This is a genomic window from Actibacterium atlanticum, assembly GCF_000671395.1.
Classification (GTDB): Bacteria; Pseudomonadota; Alphaproteobacteria; order Rhodobacterales; family Rhodobacteraceae; genus Actibacterium_D; species Actibacterium_D atlanticum.
On the sequence record NZ_AQQY01000003.1, the window covers coordinates 111,857 to 138,420 of the forward strand.

Consider the following 26,564-nt stretch of genomic DNA (forward strand, 5'->3'; position numbering starts at 1 on the left):
GGGATTATCGCTTGGTAATGATTGGTTAACATCTTCGGAATGACGAGTTCTGAATAAAACCTTAATTCACACACGGGGCATCAACAGTCCTGTCACTCTGGTATCCACAGGATCATGCACAGGCGCATTGTTTTAGCTTCTGGTTCCGCCATCCGGCGAAGCTTGCTTGAAAACGCGGGACTGATCATAGAAACGGTTCCCGCACGCATTGACGAAGAGGCAATCCGCGCTGCGCTTCAGGCAGAAGAAGCCACTCCCCGAGACGTCGCCGATACCCTGGCTGAATTCAAAGCCCGTCAGGTGAGCAACAAACACCCGGACGCTGTTGTAATCGGGTGCGATCAGGTGCTTGACTTGGCAGGGCAGATTTTTTCCAAGGCTGATAGTCTGGAACAAGCGTCTCAGCAGCTAAGAACTTTGCGGGGTAAAACCCATAAGCTTCTCTCCGCTGCTGTTATCTATGAGGCCGGCCGTCCAACTTGGCGACATGTTGGGCAAGTGCGCTTAACGATGCGTGATTTTTCGGATGCCTATCTGGAAAGTTACCTAGAGCGCAATTGGGACAAGGTGCAGTACTGTGTTGGCTGTTATATGCTGGAACACGAAGGCGTACGATTGTTTTCGCGCGTTGAAGGTGACTATTTCACGGTGCTCGGGTTGCCTTTGCTGGAACTGCTGGGCCACCTGACCCAAAACGGGATAATCGAGTCATGACAAAGCGGATACCCTTGGCGGGCGTAATCGGATCGCCGGTAAGCCATTCAAAATCCCCACGTCTGCATGGGCATTGGCTGAGCCGGATGGGAATCGCAGGGCACTACATTCCGATGGATGTGGCGCAAGACGATCTGAAAGACGTGCTGCAAATGCTGCCGAAAATGGGGTTCGTTGGTGTGAACGTCACGGTACCGCACAAAGAAACGGTGCTTGGACTGGCCGATCATGTAACGGACCGGGCGGCGCTGATCGGGGCTGCCAACACGTTGATTTTCCGCGAAGATGGCACGATCCATGCGGATAATACCGATGGATATGGCTTTATTGAAAACCTGCGCCAAGGTGCGCCCGATTGGGATCCGGCGGCTGGGCCCGCCGCTGTTATCGGCGCTGGTGGTGCGGCACGCGCCATTGTTGCCTCTTTGGCCGAGGTTGGCGTTACAGAAATTCGTCTGTCGAACCGAACCCGCGCCCGGGCCGAGGCCTTGCGTGCAGAATTTGGCCCCAAGGTCGAAGTCTATGACTGGGTGCAAGCCGGCAACATGATTGAAGGCGCCGCTTTGGTGGTAAACACCAGTACTCTGGGCATGGTTGGCAAACCTGAATTTCGTGTGCCGCTCGATGGGCTTTCGCCCGATGCTTTGGTCACAGATATCGTTTACACCCCGTTGCGTACCAAGCTCCTGACCACCGCCGAAGAAATTGGCTGCACCACGGTTGATGGGTTGGGCATGCTGTTGCATCAGGCTGTGCCGGGGTTTGAACGTTGGTTTGGTGCCCGCCCCGAAGTTGATGAAAAAACCCGTGCCGTATTGCTGAGCGCATGACCGGGAAACCCTTTCTTCTGGGTCTGACTGGCTCTATCGGGATGGGAAAATCCACCACTGCCGCGATGTTTGCCGAGGCCGGACTACCCGTCTGGGATGCAGATGCTGCCGTGCATCGGTTGTATGATCAGGGCGGTGCGGCTGTTGAACCGGTTAAAAACCTGCATGCGCCCGCCGTAGTCGAAGGCAAGGTCAGTCGCGACGCCCTGAAAAGTTGGATCGCCACTGATAAAACCGCCCTTCAGAAGATCGAGGCACTTGTGCACCCGCTTGTTGCCAAGGACCGTGCGGAATTCATCGCGGCACAAAAACCGGATACGATTGTGGTGCTGGATATCCCTTTGCTGTTTGAAACAGGGTCTGCAGAAAAGATGGACGCGATTGTTGTGGTCAGCGCCCCCGCAGAAATCCAGCGCGCCCGGGTGTTGGAGCGTGGCACCATGACTGAGGCGCAATTCGAGACTATTCTTGCCAAACAGACCCCGGATACCGAAAAACGCGCCCGCGCAGATTATGTGATAGAAACCACAACGCTTGAGCATGCCCGCGCGGCTGTGCAATCTGTCATTGAAGATGTGAAGCGAAAGATGGCTGATGCGTGAAATCGTACTCGATACCGAAACCACCGGGTTTGACCCGCAGTCTGGCGACCGGATTGTTGAAATCGGTGCGATTGAGCTGTGGAACCATTTGCCAACGGGCGAAACCTATCACCAGTATATCAATCCGGAACGTAGTATGCCGCGCGGCGCATTCGAAGTGCACGGGATCGGCCCCGATTTACTTGAGCCGCCCGAAAACCCGGAACCCGGCGCTGTTACGCTTAAAGACAAACCACTTTTTTCACAGATCGGACAGCAGTTCGTCGATTTCGTCGGTGACGCAAAGCTGGTGATCCACAACGCGGCCTTCGATATGAAATTCCTGAACGCCGAGCTTGAGTGGATGGGTCTGCCAAAGCTTCCGTGGGAGCAGGCTCTGGATACGCTGGCGATCGCGCGCACGAAATTCCCGGGCTCGCCTGCGTCTTTGGATGCGCTTTGCCGCCGCTTTCACATCGACAACACTGCACGAACGCTACATGGGGCGTTGCTTGACTCGGAAATTCTGGCGGAAGTCTATCTGGAACTGATCGGCGGGCGGCAGCCAGACTTTGCACTCGCCAGCTCGGTAAGCGGTTCGCAAAACGCTGGCGGGTCACAGGAATCTTGGCGACCACGTCCACGGCCCACACCGCTGCCAGCACGCCTTACAAACAAAGAAGCCGCCGCCCATGCTGAATTTGTCGAAAGCATGGGCGACGGCGCGATATGGAAAAAGTTTAGCTGACCCTTAGTTGGTCGTTGCGTTCTCTTTTTGCGCTTCGGCGCGGCGCAGGGCTTCTTGACGATAGATCGCGACAAAGTCGACCGTGTCCATGTTATAGGGCGGGAAGCCACCATCGCGGGTTACATCGCTGACGATCCGACGCACAAACGGGAAGATCATCCGCGGGCATTCGATCAGAAGAAAAGGGTGAAGCTGGTCTTCCGGCACGTTTTCAATGTGGAAGATACCTGCGTAATCCAGCTCGATCAAAAACAGCGTGCTGCCGTCGGCTTTGTTTTTTGACGTAACCGTGTACTTCGAGATTACCTCGTATTGATGATCTACCGGACGTTTCTTGGCATCCAGCTGCACCTGAACGGTGATTTCAGGGTTGATCTCTCCGGTGGCGCCTTTCTGCATCAACATGTTCTCGAACGACATGTCGCGCACATACTGGCCCAGAATGTTCATCTTCACCGGCGCGGGTTGTTGCGGCTGCGGTGCGCCTTCGGTGGCATCGGTCATGTTTTGCTCCTGGCAAACGGAATTTGAATTGCTGGGTGCTTATCAGGTCAGCAAAGGCGTCTCAATGCCGGGTCCAACCCGAAGGCGGCTGGTTTTCGTTATTTTGCTGTGAAACTTCGGTGAAATCGCCATCAATCACGTCGCTGCGCTGATAGCCCTGCGATTGTTGTGGAGCAGTTGAAAAGCTTTGAACCTTTACTCGTGCTTTTAGCCAACGATAGGCCACAGCACGGAACGGCGGCAACAGCAGCAGGAAGCCGAAAAAATCTGTAAAAAAGCCAGGTGTCAGCAACAGTGCCCCGGCAAACAGGATCATCGCACCGTGAGCCAGAGATTCTGTTGGATCGCGCAGCTGATTGAAATTATCGCGAATTTGACCCATCGCCATTGCGCCCTGCGCGCGCATCAGGCTGGTGCCAAGAACGGCGGTGACAATAACAATAGCCAACGTCGGCCACAGGCCAATCAAGCCGCCAACCTGAATGAACAATCCGATCTCAATCAGCGGGATCGCGATAAACAGTACAAAAAGCCACATGCGAAAGCCTTTCTCTTCCCCGGGTCGTTGGTGGACTTGACCCTAGCCGTAGCTTACATATGTGCCAAATGTGCCTGTTACCATCCCCGGGGCACTTTATGAGGTGACTATGAACTCTGCGATCATCCAGCTTTTGGTCTTGGCCGGCGTAGCCGTCTTTTTGATTCTGCGTTTGAAATCGGTGCTTGGCACCCGCGAAGGCTTCGAAAAGCCGCGCGTGGATCAGCCCGAGAGCATCGAGAATGCTCGGAAAGCACGCCGCGATTTTGAGGTCATCGAAGGTGGCCCTGATGCGGATATCACCGATCACGTGCCCGATGGCTCGGATGCTGCGAAAGCTTTGGCCGCAATGAAGCTGGCCGAACCCAGCTTTGTGGTGAGCGACTTCTTGTCGGGTGCAAAAGGCGCCTATGAGATGATCCTGATGGCCTATGAATCCGGTGATATCTCACAGATCGAAAGCTTCCTGTCCGAGGACGTCCGCGACAGCTTTGTTTCTGGCATTGCTGCCCGCGAAGATCAGGGCCTGCGGATTGAGGCTAACTTTGTTGGAGTTCGTGAAACTGCGCTGAAAAACGCCACCTTCTCGCGCGATACAAATGAGGCAGAGCTGACAGTGAAATTTGTTGGCGAGCTGACCTCTGTTGTACGCAACGAAGCCGATGAGATCGTTGAAGGCAATCCCAATGAAATCAAGCGCCAGCGTGATGTTTGGACCTTTGCCCGCATCATGGGATCGAATGATCCCAACTGGCAGTTGGTGGCCACGGGGGAATGATTCGTGCGGCGCGGGCAATCGCCGCAGCCGCGGCCCTGGTCGTGAGCAGCGCGATGCCCGGTGCCAGTTCCCAAATCCTGTCTTTCGACGAGCTGGATGGTTGGGCCGATGATGATCACAACGCGGCCCTAACCACCTTTCTGAACACCTGCACTGATTTGAAGGACCCGGACTGGCGGTCGCTATGCGCCGTGGCGCAGAACCAACCCAGTGGCCGCGCTTTCTTCGAACTGTTTTTTCGTCCGGTTCTGATTGGCGGCGAAGATCCGGCCTTGTTTACCGGTTATTTTGAACCCGAGCTGGACGGCGCGCTGCGCCCGGATACAAGGTATCGCTATCCGCTTTATCGCAAACCGCCCGAATTGCGGTCTGGGCAGAAATGGTTCAGCCGGGCAGAAATCGAAGATCAGGGTCTTTTACGTGGTCGTGGCCTGGAGATTGCCTGGGTCGATGATCCGGTCGAGGTTTTCTTTCTGCAAATCCAAGGCTCGGGGCGTGTGAAGCTTCCTGATGGCTCTGCGTTGCGGGTTGGATACGGCGGTGCGAACGGGCATCAGTATCGCTCAATCGGTGCTGAACTGGTGCGCCGTGGGGTCTATCAGCCCCATCAGGTTTCAGCGCAGGTGATCCAGAATTGGGTACGGCGCAATCCAGTGGATGGGCGCGCCCTGCTCCAACACAACCCATCGTTTGTGTTTTTCCGCGAAGTTGGCAAAGTCCCTTCTCACATGGGTCCGCTTGGGGCAATGAACCGCTCGATCACCACCATGCGTACCGTGGCGGTGGACCCGGCTTTTACCCCGCTGGGCGCACCGGTCTGGATAGAAAAGGCCGGACAAGATCCGCTGAAACGCCTGATGATTGCACAGGATACCGGTTCGGCCATCAAAGGGGCGCAGCGGGCGGATATTTTCTATGGCACGGGCGATAGCGCCGGGCGCGCCGCCGGGCGTGTTCGTGATCCGGGTCGTATGGTCGTGCTTTTGCCAATAGAACGCGCCTTTGCGCTGGCCCCCGGGGGCTGATCTATGAAACGTCGCAAACCAAAAGGGCTGAGCGCGCAGGACCGCGAGCTATGGCAGAAGGTTGCACAGACCACCGTGCCGCTGCACCCGGAAGGATCCCGCAAACCGATTGATCCTGCAGATGTAGCGACCCCAGCAAAACCAACCCAGCATCACGCCCGCCCCCCGATGACCAAGTTTCAGATCGGGCAAAAGGCCACCCTGCCCGCCCCTACCCATGATCTGTTGGCTGACCCGGCTGATCATCTCGCACAGGCGACACCACGGATGGATCGCAAGAACTTCCAGCGTTTAAAGCGCGGGAAACTGCCGCCCGAGGGTCGGATTGACCTGCATGGGAAAACTCTGGCGCAGGCACATCCGGCACTGACCGGGTTCATCCTGCGTGAACATGCAGCGGGCAAGCGCTGTGTTCTGGTGATCACCGGCAAGGGTAAAGACCGCGACGACGACGGACCGATCCCGATCCGCAAAGGTGTGCTGCGCCATCAGGTGCCGCAGTGGCTGGCGATGCCGCCGCTGGGTGCGATTGTACTACAAGTGCTTCCCGCCCACCTGAAACATGGCGGGACAGGGGCCTATTATGTCTATCTACGGCGCAGCCGTTAAAGGACGTAGCGGCTCATATCCGTTGATTTCACCAGCTCGCCCAGATGCTGGCCGACGAAATCGGCATCTACGGTGATCGTATCGCCCGAGCGATCCGGCGCGGTAAATGACAGTTCTTCGAACACACGTTCCAGCACGGTATAAAGCCGCCGCGCACCGATGTTTTCGACGCTTTGGTTGACCTCGGCGGCAATGCGGGCCAGCGCGGCAATGCCGTCTTCGGTGAAATTAACAGTGACTTCTTCGGTGCCCATCAAGGCGGTGTACTGACGGGTCAGGGCGTTGTCGGTTTCCGTCAGGATGCGCACGAAGTCGCTTTCCGTCAACGCGCGCAGTTCAACGCGGATTGGCAAACGGCCCTGAAGCTCTGGCAGCAGGTCTGACGGTTTGGCAATGTGAAACGCGCCCGAGGCGATGAACAGAATGTGGTCGGTCTTCACCGCGCCGTATTTGGTCGAAACGGTCGTGCCTTCGATCAGCGGCAGCAGATCGCGTTGCACACCTTCGCGGCTGACATCACCGCCGCGGGCCTCTTGCCGGGCGCAGACCTTGTCGATCTCGTCCAAAAACACGATGCCGTTTTCCTGCACGGCCTCAAGCGCCGCACGGTTGACGGTTTCGTCATCCAGCAGCTTGTCGGCCTCTTCCCCGATCAACAGGTCATAGCTTTCGGCGACGGTCACCTTGCGTTTCACGGTGCGCCCGCCAAAGGCTTTGCCAAAGATATCGCCGATGTTCATCATTCCCATATTGGGCTGGCCGGGGATTTCCATCATGCTCATCGGGTTCGAATTGTCCGCGACCTCAAGCTCAATCACGGTGTTGTCCAGCTCTCCGCGTTTCAGCTTGCCGCGAAACATTTCGCGGGTTTGTTCGCGGGCATCCGTACCAGCGATGGCTTCGATCACGCGGTCCTCGGCGGCTTGCTGGGCGGCGGCTTTGACGTCTTCGCGCATCCATTCGCGGGTCTCAATGATCGCATTGTCGACCAGATCGCGGATGATCTGCTCGACATCGCGGCCCACGTAACCGACCTCGGTGAACTTCGTGGCTTCGACCTTGATGAAGGGCGCGCGGGCCAGCTTGGCCAGACGGCGGCTGATCTCGGTTTTGCCGACACCGGTGGGGCCGATCATCAGGATGTTCTTGGGATAGACCTCGTTGCGCAGATCGTCCGACAATTGCTTGCGCCGCCAACGGTTACGCAGGGCCACGGCCACGGCTCGTTTGGCGTCATTCTGGCCGATGATGAAACGGTCCAGCTCGGAAACAATCTCGCGCGGGGTGAGGTCAGTCAATGTGCATACCTTTCGATCTGTCACGCCCTAGGTAAGGGGTATCGCAGCGAACACAAGCAGATTGGGCTTGAATTTGCCGCCCGCGCTTGAAAATCATGCGCCAAATAGCGGAGGCCCCATGGCGCAGATCAAAGAGTTCGGCACTGTCAAAACCCTGTTCGTCATGGCGGCGGAACCCGAATATGGCGAACATTTGCAACAACGGTTTGTCCCGCTGATCACCGGGGTTGGTCCGGTTGAGGGTGCGATTGCGATCACCCGCCATCTGGCCGCGCTGGATGAACTGCCTGATCTGGTGATCTCGATCGGCTCGGCCGGGTCTGCCAAGCTGCGCAAGACGGATATCTATCAGGTGACCGAGGTCGGATACCGCGATATGGATGCCTCGCCGCTGGGCTTTCCTAAGGGGATTACCCCGTTTCTGGGCTTGCCCGCCACACTGCCCTTGCCATTGCGCATTGCGGATGTGCCGCAGGCGACGCTTTCGACCGGTGCGAACATCATCTCAGGCGCGATGTATCAGGACATAGACGCCGATCTGGTGGATATGGAAACCTTCGCCATCCTGCGCGCCTGTCATCAGTTCGACCTGCCGCTGATCGCCCTGCGTGGTGTGTCAGACGGCGATGCCGAGCTGTCAGACGTGACTGACTGGACCGAATACCTGCATATCATCGACGAAAAGCTGGCCGCGATCATCGACCAAATCGGCGACGCGCTGGGCGCGCGTGGCCTGTCGTTTGGGGGGTATTCAGCCGAATTAGAGCCGAAAATGCTCTAGGCTTCATCCCAAGGTGGTAGACGATCTTTACCGGTAAAGTCAGGTAGGCGATTCATCAGAGCACTGCGCAGGCGCTCCCATTTGGCGCCTAGAAATACCAGCCCGACGCCAAGGGCCAGAATGATGAAGAACACCCCACCATCGGCGACGGTGACTGCCAAGGCAACGGCATAACCCACGCCTGAGATCAGGAAAGACCGCCGGTCAATCGCCACGGCAAACAGCGCCATCAGGCTTATGAAGGCAAAAACGCCCAGCAACGCCAATGCCCCGTCCATGTTGAACAAGGTCAGTGCGACGGTGTTCACGATGGCGGGTGCGGCGACCACATGCAGCCAAAACGCGTTTGAGGCGCGGCGCGTCACCCGGTGGGGGTCAGACATGTCGAAACGCAAGGCAATGCCCAGCGCGATTACCCCCAGAACGATGGTGATGATCGAAAACGGCCCGTCTGCGGTCAGCAAAAAGAGGTCTTCTGGGTTCTCCAGATTCGCACCGGAAAGCGCGGTGAACCCAAAGGCCGCGACAAACACGGCGCTTGCCGTGACGAACAGTGCGAAAGGCACGTGGAAGACTTTCCAAAACCCCAGCATTGCCACGGCGGTGATAAGCGCTGCGAGCGGAATCATGGTTTCGGCTTCGGCTAACCCAAAGCTATCGCCCAAGCCCAAGCCAAACTGACTGGCAAACATTGAAAACATGATCGACAATGCAATCGCGGGCGCGACCATTCGCCGGGTCAGCACAAAATACCGCGACAACCACGCGATTAACGCCATGCCAAGAACAGCAGTCAGGAGCATCCCGACCCCTTCGGCCAAGGCGCTGGTGACGCCGAAATAGCCGGTGCACAAAATGCTGAGCCCGACGACGATGAAAATCTCGTTGAAGCCTTTGAACAGCTCAAACGGTTCGTCTAACCCATCCATATTTTCGCGTACGCCGTGGCGGGCTTCGGCCAATGCAATGACGGACGCGGCTTGGGCCTCGGATATTTTGCCCGCGGCGACAGCGGCGCGCAGGTCGTCCTTGGTAATGTTACTCATCCGATTTCTTCGACCGTCAGTTTGCCATTGGTATAAACGCAAATGTCAGCGGCGATGGCCATGGCCTTGCGGGCGATGGCCTCGGCGTCCAGATCGGTTTCCATCAAGCCGCGCGCCGCGGCCAGGGCGAAATTCCCGCCCGAGCCAATGGCCGCCACGTCATGTTCCGGCTCCAGCACATCACCAGCGCCGGTGATCACGTAAAGATGCTGGCCATCGGTGACGATCAGCATCGCCTCAAGCTTCTGCAGGTACTTATCGGTGCGCCAATCTTTGGCCAGCTCCACTGCGGCACGCTGCAATTGGCCCGGTGTGGCCTCCAGCTTTACTTCAAGCCGTTCCAGCAGGGTAAAGGCATCGGCGGTTGACCCGGCAAAGCCGCAAACCACGTCATGCCCACCCGGCGAAAGGCGGCGCACTTTGCGTGCTGTGCCTTTGATAACCGTCTGGCCCAGACTGACCTGCCCGTCACCTGCCACCACCACTTTGCCACCGCGTTTCACGCCAATGATTGTGGTGCCATGCCAACCGGGGAACTGATCATCTGCCATAGGGGCCTCCTTTAGTTGCATCCCTATATGGCCCCCGGCAGGAGCTGCGACAAGCGGGCAAAGAAAAAGGGGCGCCCGAAAGCGCCCCATTAGATCATAAATTATGACAGCTTAGACCGACTCTTCGATCCAGCTTTTCAGCGCGGCCTTGGGGGCGGCGCCGATTTTGTTCGATACAACCTCGCCGTCCTTGAACAGGAACAGGGCAGGGATGCCGCGCACGCCCATCTGGGCGGGGCTGTCGGGGTTTTCGTCAACATTAACTTTGACGATCTTTACCTGGCCGTCCATTTCGTCGGACAGCTCTTCCAGAGCCGGGCCGATCTGCTTACAGGGGCCACACCATTCAGCCCAGAAATCCACAACCACGGGGATTGCGGCGGATTTTACTTCTTCGTCGAAAGTCGCGTCGGTAACAGCAACGGTTGCCATGATGGATCTCCTTGGCATCAAATCGGTTGGCTGAAACCTAAGAAGCCCCCCGGTTAAGGTCAAGATGTCGTTGCGCGTGCAAGTGCATTGTCTATCAGTTGGTTTGGCAGCGGCATAAGCGTTGCGGTGGCCGTCCATAGAATGGCGGTTTCAATGTGGGTATCAGGATAAATCTGTTTAAGAGCAGAGGCATAAGCCCCCATCTGTCTCAACAAACCCTCGGGCACATCCTTGGCCAATGGTGGCACCGTGGCGTTCGACTTGTAGTCAATCGCCAGGATGTGATCATCGCGGAACAATAGTCGGTCGATTGTTCCGGCCAAGGGCGCATTTCCCAAGGCGGGCAAAGAGGCAGTCAAATCAACCTCTGCCAGCGCGGGTTCGGCGAAAACCGATGCTAGTTTTTCATTTGTCAGAACAAAAACCGCTTCTTCCAACATGTCCGAGGCTTCCAACTGTTCAGCGATGCGCCCCCATAGGTCTTTCGGATGGTTGGGCAGGTGCTCCAGCAACAGGTGTAAGGCGGTGCCGCGCGACTTTGCCTCGTCTTCGGGCAGGCCGGCGTCTCCGGGCAGAGCTTTGGCCCCACCCAGGTTTGAAGGTGACAGTGCAGGCGCGGGTTTTTCGGGCCGAGGCGCCTTGTGCCAAAGCCAGTCGGGCAGGTCGGTCTGGAGCGTGTCTTCGGATTGAGCGCTGCCCACGGGGCCGGGCCAGTCGCCGGTTTCAAGCCGCAACCCCTGCCTCGATGCAAAGTCATGGGTCACCGCACCGGCGTGCTGCATTCCCAGCTGCACTTTTTCATACCAGCTGTTGCCCTTGTCCAAATCACCCGCCGCACAGACGATCAGCCATTGCTCGGCCCGCGTCATGGCGACGTAAAGCAGGCGCTGGCGTTCTTCTTCCTGTTTCAGACGCAGCTGATCCAAGGCGTCGGCCACCAAGGCTGGGCTTTGATCAGTCGCGGTTTTCCATAGCGCCCTTCCATCGGGACCCTCAAGGATCTCATCACGAATGCGCAGTTCATGCTTGTTCGTGTCAGGCAGGATCACCACCGGGGCCTCAAGCCCCTTGGCGCCATGTACGGTCATCACCCGGATGCGGTTGCCCGCGCTGCCCAGCTCGCGCTTGATTTCAACTTCATCGCTTTGCAGCCAGCCTATGAACCCGGTCAAAGACGGAATCTCGGACCGCTCATAGCTCAGCGCCTGTGCCAAAAGCGCGTCAATGCCGTCTTCGGCTTCTTCGCCCAATCGGGCGATAAGCTTACGGCGACCATCCTGACGGGTCAGGATTCGCTCCAGCAGTTCAAACGGGCGCAGATAGTCGGCCTCGTCGCGCAGGGCCTGCAACATGTCATGTTCTGCGCGAAAATCATCTGCCCGGGCCCGCAAAGTGGCCCATAGGTACTTTTTCTTCCGCCCGGCAGCCAAATCATAAAGCCGCGCCTCATCCCAGCCAAACAGGGGAGAGCGCAAAACAGCGGCCAGCGAAAGGTTGTCTTCGGGTGTCGCCAGAAAAGACAGAAGCGCAGTCAAATCTTTCACTGCCAACTCGCCGCCGATTTTCAACCGGTCGGCCCCGGCCACCGGCAGGCCCGCCGCTTTGCAGGCCCGGATGATCTCGTGAAACAGGGTCGATCGGCGCCGCACCAGGATCAGCACATCCCCGGCCTCAAGGTCGCGCCGTGCACCGTCCTTGATCAGGCTTTCCGCGCCAATCATCGCTTTGATGCGCGCCGCCAGCTGGTTGGCCAGACGCACCGGGGCGGCTGAGGGCGCAATGCGGTTTACCGGATCATACCAAGGCAGATCATCCGGCTTTTCTTCTTTTTCGACCACTGGCCACAGATCAACCCGCCCGGGCAGGTCGTGCCGGAAGGCGCGGTGCAGCACGCTGTCGCCCATGCCAGCGCGCCGCCCTTCGCCAAAGACCGTGTCGACCACGTTCAAAATCGCGGGGGCCGAACGGAATGAAAACTCAAGCTGCTGCACTGACAGAGGCACCGGTGCGGCTTGCAATCGACCGGCGAATGTATCGCGCATACGATCAAACCCATCCGGGTCAGCGCCTTGGAACGAGTAGATAGATTGTTTCTTATCCCCAACCACGAAGATCGTGCGCGGCGTATCTGCGTGAGCGCCCTCGCCTGCGGTAAATTCGCGGCTGAGCAGCTCGACAACCTCCCATTGTAGCGGGCTGGTGTCCTGTGCCTCGTCGACAAGAATGTGATCTATGCCGCCATCCAGACGGAACAGGACCCACTCTGCCACGCTTGGGTTGGTCAGAAGATCGCGCGCTTTTAGGATCAGGTCATCGAAATCCAGCCAGCCGTGCAGCTGTTTACGCCGGTTATACTCGGGCAGAAAGGCGGCGGCGAATTGGTGCAGTGCCAGCGTTTTTCGGGCCGCGGCAAGCGCCAGCCGTTTTGGCCGTGCCGCTTCAACGCGACGCATGAAATCTTCCAGCGCGTCACGAAAGGATAGGGTTTCCAGTACCGCCTTGTTGGGGAATTTCCCAATCTTCGCACCAAAAGGGGACTGGGCGCTTTTGCCAAACAAAAACAGCTTTTCCAAATCGGCCAGAGGCAGGTCCGGCAACAGGCGAGACAGCTTTTCGGCATTTGATACATCGGTTTTTGTCCCGCCGCGCATCGCGGCGATCAAATCGCTAAGCATCTGCTGCTCATCACCAAGGAATACCTGCTGTGAAAGCTGGTTTTCGTCGAAATCTGGGCTCAGGCCGAACGTCTGCCAGATGTCGCTTGCCGAGGCGCCAAAGGCCGCTCGATGTTTGGCGATCTCTTGCAATATCCCGTTCAGGTCATCGCCCGGAAAGTAATGCGCCAAGGCATCCATCGCGGAAGTGTCAGGCCCGTCGGACAAGGCTTCGAGCACATCCTCGCGCAGCCGGTTTGCCGCACGGTCATCCATTTCCACGAACTGTGGTGACACCCCGGCCTCTAGCGGGAACCGCCGCAAAAGAGCCGCACAAAAAGAGTGGATGGTCTGGATTTTCAATCCACCCGGCGTTTCGATAGCACGGGCGAAAAGTCGGCGCGCATTGCGCAAAACATCGTCATTCAGGCTCTGTTCCAGCCCTAAACGCTCCAACGCATCGCGCAGAGAGGCCTGATCCAGCATCGCCCATTCGCCCAGACGCTTGAACAAGCGGTTCTGCATCTCGCTGGCGGCGGCTTTGGTGTAGGTCAGGCAAAGGATGTGCTGAGGAGACACGCCAGACAGCAGCAACCGCGCCACGCGGTCGGTCAAAACCCGGGTCTTGCCCGATCCGGCATTGGCCGACAGCCACGTCGAGGCAATCGGATCTGCTGCGCGCACCTGCGCTTGGGTTGCCGCGTCGCGCTTCATGCGCCAACCTCCATTGTCACGGCCTCGTCGCTTTCGTCCCACTCACCAAAACGAGACAAGTGATCATAGTCGGTACCAACATGGGTTTCATACACCGCTCGCCGGGATTGATAGCCTAAATCGCGATCCTCAAATGCCGAAATTAGCTCTGTCAGCTGCGCCAACGTTTTGTCGCTGTCACCCGGACCAATGATATAGCTGGCGTATTTTGGGGTATTGCCCAGCCCGATATGCGCGACAAAAGCAACCGAGCCACGCAAACCAGCAAACCCGCCCTGTTCCAGCATCGCGGCCTCAAGAAGTAGCTGCTGGTCGAAGTTGTCGATTTGCGCCTTGGTGGGGATGGACCCGGTTTTATAGTCAAAAATGACCAGCTCGTTGCTGGTCAATTGGTCAATTCGGTCCGCCTCGGCCGTCAATGAAAACCCATTTTGCAGTGTAATAGAGCCGCTTTTTTCAAGTGCGATGGGCTGACCCTGAGCCTGTCTGTCGATTTCGCCGCTTATGAACCAATCGGCGATCCGGCTGATCCGCGCCAACCAAAGCCGCTGCGCACTGGGCCAGGGCAGGCGCTGCTTTAGACAGGTTTCGCCGATCCTCATCAGGTCGGATTTAGCCTGAACCGGGTCGGGCGCGACACCGGCGCTCAGGAATTCTTCCATGACTTTGTGCAACACAGTGCCGCGCAGGGCGGGATCAGGTTTGGCCCGGATCGGATCAAGCGCCCGCAGCCCCAAAACACGCTCTGCATAAATGGCATAGGGGTTACGGATCAGGGTTTGGATACGCGTGACCGAAAGCTGTTTTGGGCGCGCATAAACCGGGGGGCTGGGCGCAGGGCGCAGAGTGGTGGGGACGATTGCCGCGGGCCGCTCCATCTGGGCGGCGACGTTCAGCCAGTACTGCCCGCGTGCGCGCATGCCTTCCAGCGCGGTTTCGCCTCCTTGCTCGGGCAAGCCAGACAGCAAGTTGGTCAGGCGGCTCAACCATCTGGAAGGAACCGTCTCGGACTCGGTATCCCGGATTGCACGCGAAATCACCACACGCTTCGCGGCGGCGGCCTGTTGAAAGTCATGCGCGGCCAGGCCGATGCGCCGCTCGGGCAACAAGAGGCCCGCACGGCGTCGCATGTCGCGGTTCAACCAGGGATCGGGCGCAGGGGCCTGGGGCCAGCTGCCTTCGTTCAGCCCGGCCAGAACCACCAGATCCGCTCCCTGCACGCGCGCCTCGAGCGTACCCCAGATCATCACCCCGGGGTGTGGGCTTAGCGGGTCATGCACTTCTGCATTTGCCAGTATGGTTCGAAACAGATCAGCATATTCCGAAGGGGTCAGATCACCTCCAAACGCGGCTTCTTCCAGCAGGCTCGCACAGGCGGATTGGGCCGCTTTGCCAGCGGGTTTATCCCACAGATCACCTGCCGCAGTTCCTTCGGGGCCAGCGGCCAAAGCTTCAGCCAAGTTAAGGTGCGCAGTGATGTGGTTGTGCAAAGATCGCCCGGAAACCATCGCCAGCGGTTCCAGAAGGCCCCCCAGCCACGCCGCCCAGCTGTCTGCGATAGGGTCGGTTTGCGCTTTCGCCCATTCGGTCAGATCACGCGCCGAAGGAAAGGCTGGGCCATGGCGCCTTAGATGCAGTTCCAGCTCGCGGGTCAAACGCAGGTGATCACCGCGGGCACTGCCAGTGGCGGTAAGCGGATGTTTAAGCAGTGCCAATAGCGCCTCGGCGGTCAGAACCTGACCAAACAGCGCGGCGACCTGACGCATGAACCGGCCCGGAACCGACAGCTGCAATGGCATGCCGGCACTGTCGTCTGGCTCTATCCCCCAGCGATCCAACACGGCTGTGACCTGGCGGGTGAGCATCCGATCTGGCGTGATCAGCGCGGCGGTTTCGCCCCGTTCAGCAGCATCGCGCAGGCATAGGGCGATCGCGTTGGCCTCGGCCCGCGGCGAGGGGGCCTCGATCAAAGAAACACCGGCGCATCTAGGCTCTAACGCGCCCAAATCAGGCCCGTGCACCAACCATTGATCGGTAATAGGAGCCGGGCGCAGGGCTAGGGATATCAATTGATTTCGCCCCGGGTCGGGCGCGGGTTGTGCGTGCCACGCCTGAACATCATCACGGCTTAAGTCCAACGACTGCAACAGCTGAGCAAACCGGAACTGCGGGTGGTCTTCGGCGGTAAGGGCGTCATCCAAACCGTCCCAAACCTGTCTGGGCATATCGAAGTCAAAACCCGGCAACACGACCGCACCCTGTGGCAGTGTCGCAACCGCACGCATGAGCATGGCCGTCGCCCCCCGTGAGCCGGTCGAGCCAGCGATAATCACTGGATGTTCTGGCTGGGTATCTTGCCAGCGTTCTGCCAAATACTCGATTGCCATGCGCGTATGCGCTTCGCGATCCGGGCGTTCGCGGGCCTGTTCGCCAAAAAACTGTTCTACAATATCCAGAAACTGCAGGCTGCGCGCCCAATGTTCAGAAAGGTGCGAGACGTCCATTTCACGCAGTACCGCGGGTGACACGCCCTCGGAGTGCATCTCATCCATCAGCGCGGCCAGACTGTCGGACAGATCCAGCAAGGCAGATCGCGGTGCCAGATCAGGCTGGCGGTCCAAAAGTCCGGCGATGAGCTGTGACAACTCTAACCGTCTGCGCAATGGAGGGATCGGTGCGGGAAGGCCCGCACCAAGGGTGACGTGGCCTAGATCAGATACAAGCCGGATTTTCGGCATCAGGCGGGCCGGACCCTGTAAGAAAAGTTCAGCCAAGCGGCGCTGCATCCGGCGGGTGTTCACATAGATTTCGACCTGTGCCCAGTCACGTGGCGTGGCCTGTGCCAATCGGTTTTCCAATCCGTTCAGCAATGCTGCGGGAAAGTCCACGCCGGGGGCCAGACCGAAGATGCCTTTGATGGGCTCAGCCATCTTTTGCCTCATGCAACATGGACTCGGCCAGATCGATTCCACCGGGGTGGCCGACGTCGCACCATCCGCCCTGATGCTCCAGCCCATACATGCGCCCCTGTTCCAGCATGCGATCCCAGAGAAGGTTCAGCGAAAACGCAGTTTCAGGAATGGTGCCAAGCAGATCAGTCCGGATAATCTGAGCGCCGGTATAGATGTGACCCGGGCCGCGGCGGATTTTGCCATCAGCCGCGATCACGAAATCACCTTTGCCGTTGTGCCCCACCGCCTGATCACGCGGCACCAAAAGCAACAGCGCATCCATCCGGTCATCGTCCCAAGCGTTTTCCAGCTGAGCCAGAGCGCCCTCACCGGTCCAGACAGCATCGGTATTCATGGTGAAAACCGGCCCGCTGCCGAGCAAGGGCAAAGCCTGCCGTAACCCACCGCCGGTATCCAGTATGTCAGGCGCTTCGGCAGAGATCGTGATATCGTCGCGCCCTGTCAGATGGGCGGCAATCTGATCTCCAAGATAGTGGCTGTTGACCACGGTGTTACTCAGCGCAACGCCTTTGCGTTGATCCAGGGCATGCTCCAGCAGGGCTTTGCCAGCGACCTCGATCAGGGGCTTGGGCCGAGACTTCGTCAGTGCGCCCATTCGGGTGCCGAAACCGGCGGCAAAAAGCATCAGGGCCGTTGGGCGCATTTCTCGGCGATCCTTGCAAGAATTTCAGCAGTCGGCGCAGGCAGACAGTCCAATGTTTTGCGCAGCTCGGTCAGGGCGGGGTGGGACAGGTCATGCTGCAGATGTGCCCAGACCCGGGGGAGAAATTCAAGATAATGCGGCTTGCCATCACGGATACATAGACGCGCAAACACACCGATGATCCGCAAGTTTCGTTGTGCGCCCAACACGCTATAGGCGGCCCTGAATTGCTGTTCATCCACACCTGTTTTTGCAACGTAACGATCCAGCATCTGGTCTTGCAGGTCCCTTGGCACATCGCGGCGCGCATCCTCAAGGATAGAGACCAGATCATAGGCGCGATGCCCGGCCATCGCGTCTTGAAAATCCAGCAACCCGACGCGCGCCAACCCGTCTCGCTTGGGCAGCCACAGCAGGTTTTCAGCGTGATAGTCACGTTGAATCATAACGTCTTGCGCTGAGGCATAACGATCAAGCACAGCGCGCATAGCAGCACGAAACGCCGTTTCTTGCGTCGGGGTGGCGGCTTGATCAGATCCGGTCAGATACCATTCAAAGGGCAATGCTGCCAGATCGGTCATCAGAGCGGTGTCATAGGCGGGCAATCCAGCCGGAGCAGGGTGCAAATGCAGCGCAGCCAGCACATCTGTTGCGGCCTCATACAGCGCGGTTTCCAGCGCGGGTTGCTGCTGTATGATGCGGGCATACAGGGTGTCGCCCAAGTCCTCCAGCAACAGGAACCCATTCTCTGTGTCACGGGCCAGGATCGCTGGCGCGGAAAACCCAAGGCTGCGAAGGTGTTCAGCGATATGGATGAAAGGGCGCGTGTCTTCGCCGGACTGTGGCGGCGCGTCCATCAATACGGCGCGCCCAAGTTGCGGGTGGATCAGCCTTTCATAGCGCCGGTTCGATGCATCCCCGGCGAGCGGGCCGCGCTGGGCCGCGTCCCAACCGGCTGCCGCTACGAACTGCTGAAGCAGGTGTTCTCGGGCTGTCATCGGATCAGTCCTTCCAGCGTCTCTTGCCATTTTTGCGGGGCTTTGATCGTCAGGGCGCGCGTTTCGTCATCCTCGGCGGTGAAGGTCAAATGCAGGGCATCGGCCGGGGCCAGATCACCCAGACGATCGGGCCACTCGACCAGGCACAAAGCGGTTTCAAACGCCTCATCCAGACCAAGCTCAAGTACTTCGTCAGGGTGGGTCAGGCGATAGAGATCAGCGTGCCAGATTTCCAGAGAGCCCGCTTCATAGGATTGGATAAGCGTGAACGTGGGTGAAGGGACATCTTCGACAGCTCCATGCTGGGCTAGAAGGTGCTGGATCATGGCGCGCGCGAAATGGGTTTTTCCAGCGCCGATCGACCCGCTTAAAAGCAAAACGTCTCCGGCCTTTAGCGTGTCAGACAGGCGCCGCGCAAAGTCGGCGGTCTGTTCAGGAGAAGAAAAGCGCGTGCTGATAGAATACTTGGCCGACATGGCCGCAGTTTTACCGGCTGTCACGCCATGAGCAAGGGAGTTCAGGCGGGCAGGGCGGTCGCGGCGCTTTTAGATGGCTGGTTTGATCTGATTGCACCCGGCTGCGTTTGGGAAAAGGTGATCATGCTGGCCCCTGCCGCGATGGGTTTGAATTGCACGCAGAAAACGCGGCCATCATTCAGGGTGACTTTGCCTAGCTCTGGATCGGTCGCAGCTTTGTTTGGTATGCCGTCTTGCAGATGATTCAGGCAATCGGCCGAGTCACATTGTGACGACCAGAGCTGCACAGCATCGCGCAAAGATATTTCGCACAGTGAAAGTGCAGGATCACTGCCCCAAAGCTGGGCGTAGGCGGCATTTGACATGGTCAGTACGCCAGCCGGCGAGAACACCGCCAACGCATCGTCAAAACTGTCGATCACTGCTTGGCCGGTTTCCAGCTCGGCCCGGAAATGACGTGTGAGCGACACTTCTGAACTGATGTCTTCAATCAGAAAGGCCACGGCCCCGTCAGGATGCGGGCGGCCGGTCACGCGGAACGTCTGCCCGGAGGGCAAAGACCATGTTTCCTCGTAAACGCCATTTACAGCGTCCTGTTCCAGCGAAGTCATTTTCTGGCGCCAGGATTTGTAATCTTTGGGTTCTGGTATCATTTGCTTTTCGCGCAGCTGATCCAGAAACATGAACAGCGATGGGCGCGATGTCAGGAATTGAGGCTCTAACATGCACAAATCCACCAAGGCCGGGTTGAACATCACCAGATTGCGAGAGCGGTTGAATATCGCCAACCCGGTGGGCAATCCCGCAAAGGTCTTGGTCAGGGTTTGCACGAAATTCTGCAAAGAGGTTTCCGCGTTAACAGCGGCGTCGGCGGGTGCCGCAAAATACAGAGTACTGCCTTTTTGCGTGACGCCCATACAGTCAAACCACTGAATGTCCTCACCCGCGATGTTCACGGACTGACGGCGCGGAGAAATGTCATCAATATGCGCGTCAAACAGGCGCGGCAGCGGCCAGACCAGCACGTCTTCTTGCCCTTGAACAATTTCTGCCAGCTGCAAATAGGCTTTGTTCGCCCAGGTGATCGCCCCTGATGCATCTTGTTGCCAGGCGAGCGTGGGCATTTGCGAGACAATCTCGCGCAGGGTGTCCAGCTCTGCTTGCATGGCGCTGAAGCTGGAAGGGTCAATCGCGGCGTGATCGGCATCACCCAGCCCGTCTTGCAAGGTGATGCGGGCCGTGCCGCCCAACCATTGCGCACACAACAGGCCTGACCCGCCGTGTTCCTCGATTTCGATGTAGCCCTGCTCTGAAAGCGACGCCATTTTCTGGCCCAGACCAGGAAAACGGGGTGCCAGAAGCGATGTGAGTTTGCTCCAGTCTCCCATGCCTTCGGGGCCTTGCATCAATAGATTACGCGCGCGTGGCGTCGCATCCAGCAGGCGATCATCGTCAAACAGAAAGGCGGTGTCATCGTGTCGCTGTGAAACCGAAGGCCCGATCAATCTGCGTGGCAGCATCGGCAGGTAGGACACCATCATGATCACAGCCATCGCAGTTAGAAACGATGTCAGCACCAGGACGATTGCAAAGCTCCAACCGATATCCATGTTAACCTTCCTTTCGACAGGTCGTTCTTACGGATAACTGTGTGGCCAGAATGGTTAAACGCCCGTTAATTCGGGGCCGATCCTGTGTCAGAAAGGTTGGTTTTCGCCCAGCGCGCCAAGGGCTTGTGCCGGAACAGATTCGATCAGTCCGCGCGGCCATGAGACTTCAACCACGGCACCGCGGTGGGGCACGGTCGGCTGTGCGACATCGGCTCCATTGGCAAAGCTCAGTTCTGCGCCGGACCGCTCCAGAAGCGTTTTCGCGATGAACAGCCCCAGCCCCATACCTTGATAGCCAGGCCGTTTGGGATCGTTGCGACGAGACCGGACATACGGGTCGCCAATGCGGCCAAGCAGGTGCTGCGGAAACCCGGGGCCATCGTCGATGATACGGACTGTAATATGCGTGTCATTCCACCCCACCATGACCCAAACGTGTTCGCGGGCGAAATCCACGGCGTTCTGGATCAAGTTGCGCAGCCCGTGGATCACCTCGGGGCTTCGGATGATTGTGGGTTCGCGCGGATCGTTACCGTCTTGCGGCACTAGATCGTAATGGACGGTTTTGCCCCGCGCGACATGCGGTTCACCGGCCTCGGCTACCACATTGGCCACGGGGGCAGATCTGATCTGCAGATCGTCTTTGCCCGCGCGGCCCATGGATTGCAGAATGTCACGGCAACGATCTGCCTGATCGCGGATCAGAACAGCGTCGTCATGCAGCTCTGTACCCGGTTCCAGCTCTTCGGTCAGTTCGCCACTGACCAGCTTGATGGTTGCAAGCGGCGTGCCCAGTTCGTGCGCCGCGGCGGCGACCACTCCGCCCAGATTGGCAAGGTTTTGTTCCCGGTCCAACGCGATCTGTGTGGCCAAAAGCGCATCAGACATGGAGTTTATTTCCGACATCACGCGCGATGCATAAAGCGATAAGAATGCCACGCCGATCACAATGGAAAGCCAAAAGCCAAAAAGGAAAATACCTGGAAGCGCTTTTACCTCCCCCCCCGGCAGGACGAGGGGCAGATGCAGAAACGCCAGAACGCTGACGATGATGATGGCCGAGACCCCCAAAGTCAGGGTGGATCTTTGACGCAAAGCAGTGGCAGCGATGGTAACGGGGGTCAGCACAAGCAAGGCAAACGGGTTGTGCAGCCCTCCGGTCAGGAACAGCAAAACCGACAGTTGGCCCAGATCGAACAGCAGCGTCAAAGCGGCCTCGCGTTCAGACAGGCGCTTGTTTTCGGGATAGACGAAGATCGCGGTTAGATTGAAGCAAATCGCTGCTCCGATCGCCAGCAGGCAAAGACCGATGTTGATCTCAAGCCCAAAGCCGAAATGCGCCACCGTGATGGCGACGGATTGCCCAATGATTGCGACCCAGCGCAACCAGATCAACGTCCGCAGGCGAACCCAGTGGCTGCGCCGGTGTGGGCTGATCAGAGGTTGGCTGTTTAAATCTGTCATTCCCGATATACGTTTGTGCGGCAAGATGACCCCTTGTATACAGCCGCATGATTGCGGATCAAAGCACGTTCCCGCAGACAAAGGAGAATGATCTTGACCAAGACCAGCGCTATTGTGGCAGGTGTTACCACCGTGTCTTTATTGGCAATTGCGGCCTTTTTCGCCTTTCCCGGCGGATCGGACGATAAGTATGCCGAATGCCGGATTGGTCAGGTCGGCGGTGGTGCAGGCGCTATTGGCGGCCCGTTCACCCTGATTGATGAGAACGGCACGACCGTCACTGACGCAGATGTGATCACGCGCCCCTCGTTGCTGTACTTTGGCTACACCTATTGCCCCGATGTCTGCCCGCTGGACAATGCCCGCAACGCCGAGGCCATCGACATTCTGGATGACATGGGTCACGACATTCTGCCAGTGTTCATCTCTATCGACCCCGAGCGCGACACGCCCGAGTTGTTGAAGGACTTCACAGAAAACATGCACCCCAAGCTGTTGGGCCTGACCGGCACGCCCGAGCAGGTCAAAGCGGCCTCGCAGGCCTATCGCACTTATTACAAGAAGCGCGAAGGGGATGATCCGGAATACTATTTGGTGGATCACTCCACTTTCACCTATCTGGTCGTGCCGGGCGAAGGCTTTCTGGAGTTCTTCCGCCGAGAGATCAGCCCGCAGGACATGGCCACAACTGTTGCCTGTTTCAGCGAGGCCTATGGAAGTTGACGCCGCCGTTTGACGGTGTCAGCCTAAACCCCTAGAAACAGTAGAAATACGTCGCGACGCAGGAGAACACCGATGGCCGAGCTAGATGCGCTTGAGATCGGAGAGGATAAATCTCTTCTCCTCGTAGATGATGACGAGCCGTTCCTGCGCCGTTTGGCCCGTGCGATGGAAAAACGCGGGTTTGAGATCGAAACCGCCGAAACCGTTGCCGCTGGCAAAGCCATCGCGACGGCGCGCCCCCCAGCCTTTGCTGTGATCGACCTGCGATTGGAAGATGGCAATGGGCTGGACGTGGTCGAAACCCTGCGTGAACGTCGCCCGGATGCCAAGATCGTTGTGCTGACCGGGTACGGCGCAATCGCGACTGCGGTGTCTGCGGTAAAGATGGGTGCGACCGACTATCTGGCCAAACCGGCCGATGCCAATGACGTCACAAATGCTTTGCTGGCCACCGGGGATGAACTGCCCCCGCCGCCGGAAAACCCGATGTCGGCGGATCGCGTGCGTTGGGAACACATCCAGCGCGTCTATGAGCTGTGCGACCGCAACGTTTCAGAAACCGCGCGACGTCTGAACATGCACCGCCGGACGCTGCAACGGATTCTGGCCAAGCGCAGCCCACGTTGAGGGCCCTTGCGCTGGTCCTGGCTCTGGCCGCCTGCGCCACGCCCGAACCACAACCCAGCTATCAAATCAGCCCCTATTCCAGCGGGATCGAAGTTATTGGCACCGGGCAAGAGATCGGTTTTGGCCGCGACGCCAGCGGCGCAATCACGGCGCTTTCCAAGGTCAAAGGCCCTAGATTTCGACGCGTTGATGCGCCGGATTGCACGCGCCTGATCTGGGATGACGGGTTTGAGGCGCATTTTACACCCGCCTTCAGCGGTTGGGTCTGGAACGGCCAGAGCGCCGGTCGTCTGTGCTAAAGCTCAAACCGTTTCAAAATCTTGTCCACGACCTGACCATTTGAAAGCTGTACGTTTGGCAAACGGGCGTATTCTTCAAACCCGCGGCTTTGATAATAGGCCAATCCACCTGTGTTATCAGCGCGGATATTGGCGCGTATCCAACGATAGCCCAGAGCTTTGGCCGCCTTGCGGGTTTGCCCGAACAAGGCCGAACCCACGCCAAGCCCGGTCTTGCCAATCCGGGTGAACGTCGCGATTTCGGCCGCTTCGGCGGGCAAGTCTGGGATTTGTTCGATCCATTGAAATCCCAACAACGTGCCTTGGGCGTCTTCTGCAATGAACCAAGCGCTGCGCTGACTTTTGGCGATCCACTCGGCGAAATCCTGTGCGTCGACCGGTGCTGCGATTGCTGTTGTCCCGCCGACTTCGATGATGCCGTTCAACAGCTCGACCATGGGGCGCGTGTCTAGTGATCCGGCGCGGCGAATGTGGATCATTGGGGCGGGTCTCGCATCACTACTTTGTGTCGTGCCTCGGCGCGGTCGGCGATCGTTGTCAGCACGGCAACATGAAAGTCCCCCAGAAACAGCTTTCCCCAAGGTTTCAGGTACGCGTTAATCGGTGTGGCAAGTTGATAGGTCGTTGTCAAAGTCACTCGGGTTCTGGACGACCCAAGCGGTTCAAAACTGTAGCGACCTTCGATCAACGAGACTTCTGGCCCGGTAGGAGAGATGCGTGTGTCCACCGCCTTTAAGGCGTCTGGATCGGGGAAGACGAAACGCCAGGCCAGATCAGGCCCGTTTAGCAGGTGTTCTTCGAAATGCACGCCATTGGTCCATGTGGCATATCGCACCCCATCAATGGTTTGTGCTGACACGGGCCGCGGCGCGCGCAGCAGGTCATGAGTGACGGTCCAGGGTCTTTCCATTTGGGTAATCGGAGCGACGTTTTCCGCCAATCTGCGAATGTCTGACGCTGGCGCATCGACAACGATTGAATTCGAAACGCGCACGAGTTCAGTTTTCGTAGGCAGCGCCCAATCAAATACGGGCAGCACCATCGGCAACACGATAAGAATTGAAACGTTCAGATGCGTCGGATCGAGCGCCTTCAAAATAGCCCGGGTCAGAGCAATCCCAAACGTCGCAAGCCCGGCAGCAAAGGGAAGCGCGATGACCACGCAGATCAGCGTTTCAAAACGCAGCAGTATCAATAAAGCCGACACAACTAAAATCGCGACTACGGTGCGCTCTATGACGGTACGAAGAGGCAGCAACAGCTTCCAGTCAAACACCAGTTGGCACGCAAGCCCAAGGCCGATGCCGTAAAGGGCGACAGCGCTTATCGTTGCAGCGGGATGATCAAACATGAAAAAGCTGATCGCGTACTGGATCAAACCGTAGAGCGTAACAATGCCCAACCTGACAAGCACTTGGCGGCTCATAACTGTTTCAGCAACTCCATATGCCGCGCGGTGAAGTCATTGCGGGCTTCTATCGATGGGCGAAGGTGCAACTTTAGCCCACCGATCAAGTCTGGGTTTTGGCGGCCAAAGAACTTGTTGGCCTCGGCCGGGGAAAAGCCCGCAATCTGCGTTGCCTCAAGCCAGGCGGAGACCTTGTCGGCGCGTTTGATCGCCTTCTTCACCGTCACGGGCAATTGCGCGGGTAGGCCAAACCGGATGTGGATTGCGGCCATCAGCCGATCGTCCAACTTGCCGTAGTCGGGGCCAATGGCGGCTTTCACGGGCGAAATCATATCGCCAATCACATATTCAGGCGCATCGTGCAGCAAAGCGGCCAGCCGCCACTTTATCGGCGCATCGGGATTTTGCAGGCCGTATATCTGTTCCACCAACAGCGAATGCTCCGCCACCGAATAGGCAAAATCACCCGCTGTTTGCCCGTTCCAACGCGCGACAAAAGCCAACCCGTGGGCGATGTCTTCGATCTCGATATCCATCGGGGTTGGATCCAGCAGATCAAGCCTGCGGCCTGAAAGCATCCGTTGCCATGCGCGTGGTTCTTTGGCCATGGGGCCTCCTTTAGACCCGTTGCTAACTTTTCTGATCTGCGCTGTAAATCACTCGCTTGGACGACGCAAATTTGCGCGAGGCTGCTTTGCAACTGTCGCGCAATATCCCAAAGTCTGAACCTCGCGGTGCCGCGTCTGAGCACGGCAAACGCCCTTAAAAAGGCACAGGGATGTTCAGCCACCGCATTACCGCCAACGTTTCAGCCAGCCTGAAAGCAAGCCGCGATCAAGCCGCGTCTGATATGGGTAGCGCCTTGGCGTGTTTGGCTTTGTGTCGCCGCAGGACCACCTGATTTTCATCACAGGCGATGATCGAAACATCATGCGCGTTGGCACCGATGAATTCATTCAATGCACGCACAACGCCGTCTTCCCACCAATAGCCAAGCACATGGTCATCTGCGGCAATGATCCCGCCCGGCTTGATCTTTTGATAGGCCAACGCAAGGTCGATCTTGACCGATTCATACCGGTGATCACCATCAATATAGACGAAGTCCAGGCTCTCATCCTCGACCTGTGGCATCATTTCTGCTGCTGTCCCGCGCAGGAATTCAACCTGACCGTTGGCCACGCGGCGATCATATTTGCTGCGCAGTTTCTGATAAAGCTGGTCCATATCGTGGGTGGACCCTTTGGAGTACCAAGATTTCTCCAGCCCGGGGTCATCAAAATTGATCCAGGGATCAACCAGATACAGCTTCGTTGGGTTTACATCATGCAGGATTTTACGGGTGAAATTGCCTGCAAATACGCCAATCTCCGCGCCGCGTCCCCGTTTCTTAAACAGGTCGAGCACGGACTTTCTTGTCCGTTTCATTGTACTGCCTCATTCGTTCTTTTGCTCTGACTGTGCCAGCAGGGCGATCACGTTTCAAGAAAACTTATTGCAGACACGGGTTAACGATCTGCTGTTGTTGGCAATTGGCATCG

28 protein-coding genes are annotated in these 26,564 nt (G+C 57.9%); 11 read left to right on the top strand and 17 right to left on the bottom strand.

Features of this window, described 5'->3' with window-relative positions; translation table 11 throughout:
• Nucleotides 1-114: 114 nt before the first annotated feature.
• From ATO10_RS06330 to dnaQ, 4 genes are read left to right on the top strand one after another with little or no spacing between them, the layout of a single operon-like run.
• Nucleotides 115-714: a Maf family nucleotide pyrophosphatase gene (locus tag ATO10_RS06330; protein WP_035249512.1), complete on the top strand. Its 600-nt coding sequence runs from the start codon at nucleotides 115-117 to the stop codon at nucleotides 712-714.
• Nucleotides 711-1,544, top strand: coding sequence for a shikimate dehydrogenase (locus ATO10_RS06335; protein ID WP_035249513.1), 834 nt, complete (start codon nucleotides 711-713; stop codon nucleotides 1,542-1,544). The genes ATO10_RS06330 and ATO10_RS06335 overlap by 4 nt, the downstream gene beginning before the upstream one ends.
• Entirely contained in the window at nucleotides 1,541-2,146 is a 606-nt protein-coding gene (gene coaE, locus ATO10_RS06340) for a dephospho-CoA kinase (protein WP_035249515.1), read from the top strand. Before ATO10_RS06335 ends, coaE begins: the two co-directional genes overlap by 4 nt.
• On the top strand, nucleotides 2,139-2,873 hold the full coding sequence (gene dnaQ / locus ATO10_RS06345) for a DNA polymerase III subunit epsilon (protein ID WP_035249517.1): 735 nt from the start codon (nucleotides 2,139-2,141) through the stop codon (nucleotides 2,871-2,873). The genes coaE and dnaQ overlap by 8 nt, the downstream gene beginning before the upstream one ends.
• A gap of 3 nt (nucleotides 2,874-2,876) precedes the next feature.
• Here the strand turns inward: dnaQ and secB are convergent, their stop codons facing one another.
• Both secB and ATO10_RS06355 read right to left on the bottom strand, forming a co-directional pair.
• Nucleotides 2,877-3,377: a protein-export chaperone SecB gene (gene secB / locus ATO10_RS06350; protein ID WP_035249519.1), complete on the bottom strand. Its 501-nt coding sequence runs from the start codon at nucleotides 3,375-3,377 to the stop codon at nucleotides 2,877-2,879.
• 61 nt (nucleotides 3,378-3,438) lie between these two features.
• Nucleotides 3,439-3,915 carry an FxsA family protein gene (locus ATO10_RS06355; protein ID WP_035249521.1) on the bottom strand — a complete coding sequence of 159 codons (477 nt, stop codon included), beginning with the start codon at nucleotides 3,913-3,915 and terminating at the stop codon, nucleotides 3,439-3,441.
• 109 nt (nucleotides 3,916-4,024) lie between these two features.
• On the opposite strand from ATO10_RS06355, the gene ATO10_RS06360 reads away from it, so the two are divergent.
• Genes ATO10_RS06360 through ATO10_RS06370 form a run of 3 tightly spaced genes read left to right on the top strand, consistent with a single transcriptional unit; the run spans nucleotide 4,025 to nucleotide 6,327 of the window.
• Entirely contained in the window at nucleotides 4,025-4,693 is a 669-nt protein-coding gene (locus ATO10_RS06360; RefSeq protein ID WP_035249523.1) for a Tim44/TimA family putative adaptor protein, read from the top strand.
• The gene (gene mltA, locus ATO10_RS06365) at nucleotides 4,690-5,718 is read left to right on the top strand and encodes a murein transglycosylase A (protein ID WP_035249527.1); all 1,029 of its coding nucleotides are present in this window, start codon (nucleotides 4,690-4,692) and stop codon (nucleotides 5,716-5,718) included. The genes ATO10_RS06360 and mltA overlap by 4 nt, the downstream gene beginning before the upstream one ends.
• A 3-nt stretch (nucleotides 5,719-5,721) precedes the next feature.
• A complete protein-coding gene (locus ATO10_RS06370; protein ID WP_035249529.1) occupies nucleotides 5,722-6,327 on the top strand; it encodes a Smr/MutS family protein in 606 nt (201 codons plus the stop codon).
• On the opposite strand, the gene hslU is transcribed toward ATO10_RS06370, so the two are convergent.
• On the bottom strand, nucleotides 6,324-7,625 hold the full coding sequence (gene hslU / locus ATO10_RS06375) for an ATP-dependent protease ATPase subunit HslU (RefSeq protein WP_035249532.1): 1,302 nt from the start codon (nucleotides 7,623-7,625) through the stop codon (nucleotides 6,324-6,326). The two genes, ATO10_RS06370 and hslU, sit on opposite strands and share 4 nt — an antisense overlap.
• 118 nt (nucleotides 7,626-7,743) lie before the next feature.
• Here hslU and ATO10_RS06380 point away from each other — a divergent pair, with 118 nt between their 5' ends.
• On the top strand, nucleotides 7,744-8,406 hold the full coding sequence (locus tag ATO10_RS06380) for a 5'-methylthioadenosine/S-adenosylhomocysteine nucleosidase (protein WP_051597983.1): 663 nt from the start codon (nucleotides 7,744-7,746) through the stop codon (nucleotides 8,404-8,406).
• Here the strand turns inward: ATO10_RS06380 and ATO10_RS06385 are convergent.
• The 10 genes from ATO10_RS06385 to regB form a co-directional block, all read right to left on the bottom strand.
• Nucleotides 8,403-9,452 (bottom strand): hypothetical protein, encoded by a 1,050-nt coding sequence (locus ATO10_RS06385; RefSeq protein WP_035249534.1) that lies wholly within the window; start codon nucleotides 9,450-9,452, stop codon nucleotides 8,403-8,405. The two genes, ATO10_RS06380 and ATO10_RS06385, sit on opposite strands and share 4 nt — an antisense overlap.
• Nucleotides 9,449-10,003, bottom strand: a complete 555-nt coding sequence (gene hslV / locus ATO10_RS06390; RefSeq protein ID WP_035249536.1) for an ATP-dependent protease subunit HslV — start codon at nucleotides 10,001-10,003, stop codon at nucleotides 9,449-9,451. The genes ATO10_RS06385 and hslV overlap by 4 nt, the downstream gene beginning before the upstream one ends.
• Nucleotides 10,004-10,114: 111 nt before the next feature.
• Nucleotides 10,115-10,435 (bottom strand): thioredoxin, encoded by a 321-nt coding sequence (gene trxA / locus ATO10_RS06395; RefSeq protein WP_035249538.1) that lies wholly within the window; start codon nucleotides 10,433-10,435, stop codon nucleotides 10,115-10,117.
• A gap of 59 nt (nucleotides 10,436-10,494) precedes the next feature.
• Complete coding sequence (addA, locus tag ATO10_RS06400; RefSeq protein WP_035249541.1) at nucleotides 10,495-13,803, bottom strand: double-strand break repair helicase AddA; 3,309 nt, start codon at nucleotides 13,801-13,803, stop codon at nucleotides 10,495-10,497.
• Nucleotides 13,800-16,733: a double-strand break repair protein AddB gene (gene addB, locus ATO10_RS06405; protein ID WP_035249545.1), complete on the bottom strand. Its 2,934-nt coding sequence runs from the start codon at nucleotides 16,731-16,733 to the stop codon at nucleotides 13,800-13,802. The genes addA and addB overlap by 4 nt, the downstream gene beginning before the upstream one ends.
• Nucleotides 16,726-17,418 (bottom strand): nucleotidyltransferase family protein, encoded by a 693-nt coding sequence (locus ATO10_RS06410; RefSeq protein WP_035249547.1) that lies wholly within the window; start codon nucleotides 17,416-17,418, stop codon nucleotides 16,726-16,728. Before ATO10_RS06410 ends, addB begins: the two co-directional genes overlap by 8 nt.
• A complete protein-coding gene (locus tag ATO10_RS06415; protein WP_035249550.1) occupies nucleotides 17,400-18,416 on the bottom strand; it encodes an aminoglycoside phosphotransferase family protein in 1,017 nt (338 codons plus the stop codon). The genes ATO10_RS06410 and ATO10_RS06415 overlap by 19 nt, the downstream gene beginning before the upstream one ends.
• Complete coding sequence (tsaE, locus tag ATO10_RS06420) at nucleotides 18,413-18,892, bottom strand: tRNA (adenosine(37)-N6)-threonylcarbamoyltransferase complex ATPase subunit type 1 TsaE (RefSeq protein ID WP_051597984.1); 480 nt, start codon at nucleotides 18,890-18,892, stop codon at nucleotides 18,413-18,415. The genes ATO10_RS06415 and tsaE overlap by 4 nt, the downstream gene beginning before the upstream one ends.
• Nucleotides 18,893-18,933: 41 nt before the next feature.
• The gene (locus ATO10_RS06425) at nucleotides 18,934-20,502 is read right to left on the bottom strand and encodes a PAS-domain containing protein (protein ID WP_035249551.1); all 1,569 of its coding nucleotides are present in this window, start codon (nucleotides 20,500-20,502) and stop codon (nucleotides 18,934-18,936) included.
• An 87-nt stretch (nucleotides 20,503-20,589) separates the two neighbouring features.
• Nucleotides 20,590-21,966 carry a sensor histidine kinase RegB gene (regB, locus tag ATO10_RS06430; protein WP_035249554.1) on the bottom strand — a complete coding sequence of 459 codons (1,377 nt, stop codon included), beginning with the start codon at nucleotides 21,964-21,966 and terminating at the stop codon, nucleotides 20,590-20,592.
• 93 nt (nucleotides 21,967-22,059) lie between these two features.
• Between regB and ATO10_RS06435 the strand changes: the two genes are divergently transcribed.
• The 3 genes from ATO10_RS06435 to ATO10_RS06445 all read left to right on the top strand — a co-directional run bounded on the left by ATO10_RS06435 (nucleotide 22,060) and on the right by ATO10_RS06445 (nucleotide 23,615).
• On the top strand, nucleotides 22,060-22,689 hold the full coding sequence (locus ATO10_RS06435; protein WP_035249870.1) for an SCO family protein: 630 nt from the start codon (nucleotides 22,060-22,062) through the stop codon (nucleotides 22,687-22,689).
• Nucleotides 22,690-22,761: 72 nt separating this feature from the next.
• Nucleotides 22,762-23,316: an ActR/PrrA/RegA family redox response regulator transcription factor gene (locus ATO10_RS06440; protein ID WP_035249556.1), complete on the top strand. Its 555-nt coding sequence runs from the start codon at nucleotides 22,762-22,764 to the stop codon at nucleotides 23,314-23,316.
• Nucleotides 23,313-23,615 carry a hypothetical protein gene (locus ATO10_RS06445; RefSeq protein ID WP_035249559.1) on the top strand — a complete coding sequence of 101 codons (303 nt, stop codon included), beginning with the start codon at nucleotides 23,313-23,315 and terminating at the stop codon, nucleotides 23,613-23,615. The genes ATO10_RS06440 and ATO10_RS06445 overlap by 4 nt, the downstream gene beginning before the upstream one ends.
• Here the strand turns inward: ATO10_RS06445 and ATO10_RS06450 are convergent.
• The 4 genes from ATO10_RS06450 to ATO10_RS06465 form a co-directional block, all read right to left on the bottom strand.
• Entirely contained in the window at nucleotides 23,612-24,094 is a 483-nt protein-coding gene (locus ATO10_RS06450; RefSeq protein ID WP_035249562.1) for a GNAT family N-acetyltransferase, read from the bottom strand. The genes ATO10_RS06445 and ATO10_RS06450 overlap by 4 nt on opposite strands.
• Nucleotides 24,091-25,041 carry an SRPBCC family protein gene (locus ATO10_RS15925; protein WP_051597985.1) on the bottom strand — a complete coding sequence of 317 codons (951 nt, stop codon included), beginning with the start codon at nucleotides 25,039-25,041 and terminating at the stop codon, nucleotides 24,091-24,093. Before ATO10_RS15925 ends, ATO10_RS06450 begins: the two co-directional genes overlap by 4 nt.
• Entirely contained in the window at nucleotides 25,038-25,631 is a 594-nt protein-coding gene (locus ATO10_RS06460; RefSeq protein ID WP_035249564.1) for an HD domain-containing protein, read from the bottom strand. The genes ATO10_RS15925 and ATO10_RS06460 overlap by 4 nt, the downstream gene beginning before the upstream one ends.
• 226 nt (nucleotides 25,632-25,857) lie before the next feature.
• On the bottom strand, nucleotides 25,858-26,451 hold the full coding sequence (locus ATO10_RS06465; RefSeq protein ID WP_035249565.1) for a class I SAM-dependent methyltransferase: 594 nt from the start codon (nucleotides 26,449-26,451) through the stop codon (nucleotides 25,858-25,860).
• Nucleotides 26,452-26,564 lie beyond the last annotated feature (113 nt).

Bases quoted from the DNA above. Each gene is read 5' to 3' on its own strand.
- ATO10_RS06330 (WP_035249512.1), top strand. From the start codon at position 115: ATGCACAGGCGCATTGTTTTAGCTTCTGGTTCCGCCATCCGGCGAAGC.
- ATO10_RS06335 (WP_035249513.1), top strand. From the start codon at position 711: ATGACAAAGCGGATACCCTTGGCGGGCGTAATCGGATCGCCGGTAAGC.
- coaE (WP_035249515.1), top strand. From the start codon at position 1,541: ATGACCGGGAAACCCTTTCTTCTGGGTCTGACTGGCTCTATCGGGATG.
- dnaQ (WP_035249517.1), top strand. From the start codon at position 2,139: ATGCGTGAAATCGTACTCGATACCGAAACCACCGGGTTTGACCCGCAG.
- secB (WP_035249519.1), bottom strand. From the start codon at position 3,377: ATGACCGATGCCACCGAAGGCGCACCGCAGCCGCAACAACCCGCGCCG.
- ATO10_RS06355 (WP_035249521.1), bottom strand. From the start codon at position 3,915: ATGTGGCTTTTTGTACTGTTTATCGCGATCCCGCTGATTGAGATCGGA.
- ATO10_RS06360 (WP_035249523.1), top strand. From the start codon at position 4,025: ATGAACTCTGCGATCATCCAGCTTTTGGTCTTGGCCGGCGTAGCCGTC.
- mltA (WP_035249527.1), top strand. From the start codon at position 4,690: ATGATTCGTGCGGCGCGGGCAATCGCCGCAGCCGCGGCCCTGGTCGTG.
- ATO10_RS06370 (WP_035249529.1), top strand. From the start codon at position 5,722: ATGAAACGTCGCAAACCAAAAGGGCTGAGCGCGCAGGACCGCGAGCTA.
- ATO10_RS06380 (WP_051597983.1), top strand. From the start codon at position 7,744: ATGGCGCAGATCAAAGAGTTCGGCACTGTCAAAACCCTGTTCGTCATG.
- ATO10_RS06385 (WP_035249534.1), bottom strand. From the start codon at position 9,452: ATGAGTAACATTACCAAGGACGACCTGCGCGCCGCTGTCGCCGCGGGC.
- hslV (WP_035249536.1), bottom strand. From the start codon at position 10,003: ATGGCAGATGATCAGTTCCCCGGTTGGCATGGCACCACAATCATTGGC.
- trxA (WP_035249538.1), bottom strand. From the start codon at position 10,435: ATGGCAACCGTTGCTGTTACCGACGCGACTTTCGACGAAGAAGTAAAA.
- addA (WP_035249541.1), bottom strand. From the start codon at position 13,803: ATGAAGCGCGACGCGGCAACCCAAGCGCAGGTGCGCGCAGCAGATCCG.
- addB (WP_035249545.1), bottom strand. From the start codon at position 16,733: ATGGCTGAGCCCATCAAAGGCATCTTCGGTCTGGCCCCCGGCGTGGAC.
- ATO10_RS06410 (WP_035249547.1), bottom strand. From the start codon at position 17,418: ATGCGCCCAACGGCCCTGATGCTTTTTGCCGCCGGTTTCGGCACCCGA.
- ATO10_RS06415 (WP_035249550.1), bottom strand. From the start codon at position 18,416: ATGACAGCCCGAGAACACCTGCTTCAGCAGTTCGTAGCGGCAGCCGGT.
- tsaE (WP_051597984.1), bottom strand. From the start codon at position 18,892: ATGTCGGCCAAGTATTCTATCAGCACGCGCTTTTCTTCTCCTGAACAG.
- ATO10_RS06425 (WP_035249551.1), bottom strand. From the start codon at position 20,502: ATGGATATCGGTTGGAGCTTTGCAATCGTCCTGGTGCTGACATCGTTT.
- regB (WP_035249554.1), bottom strand. From the start codon at position 21,966: ATGACAGATTTAAACAGCCAACCTCTGATCAGCCCACACCGGCGCAGC.
- ATO10_RS06440 (WP_035249556.1), top strand. From the start codon at position 22,762: ATGGCCGAGCTAGATGCGCTTGAGATCGGAGAGGATAAATCTCTTCTC.
- ATO10_RS06450 (WP_035249562.1), bottom strand. From the start codon at position 24,094: ATGATCCACATTCGCCGCGCCGGATCACTAGACACGCGCCCCATGGTC.
- ATO10_RS15925 (WP_051597985.1), bottom strand. From the start codon at position 25,041: ATGAGCCGCCAAGTGCTTGTCAGGTTGGGCATTGTTACGCTCTACGGT.
- ATO10_RS06460 (WP_035249564.1), bottom strand. From the start codon at position 25,631: ATGGCCAAAGAACCACGCGCATGGCAACGGATGCTTTCAGGCCGCAGG.
- ATO10_RS06465 (WP_035249565.1), bottom strand. From the start codon at position 26,451: ATGAAACGGACAAGAAAGTCCGTGCTCGACCTGTTTAAGAAACGGGGA.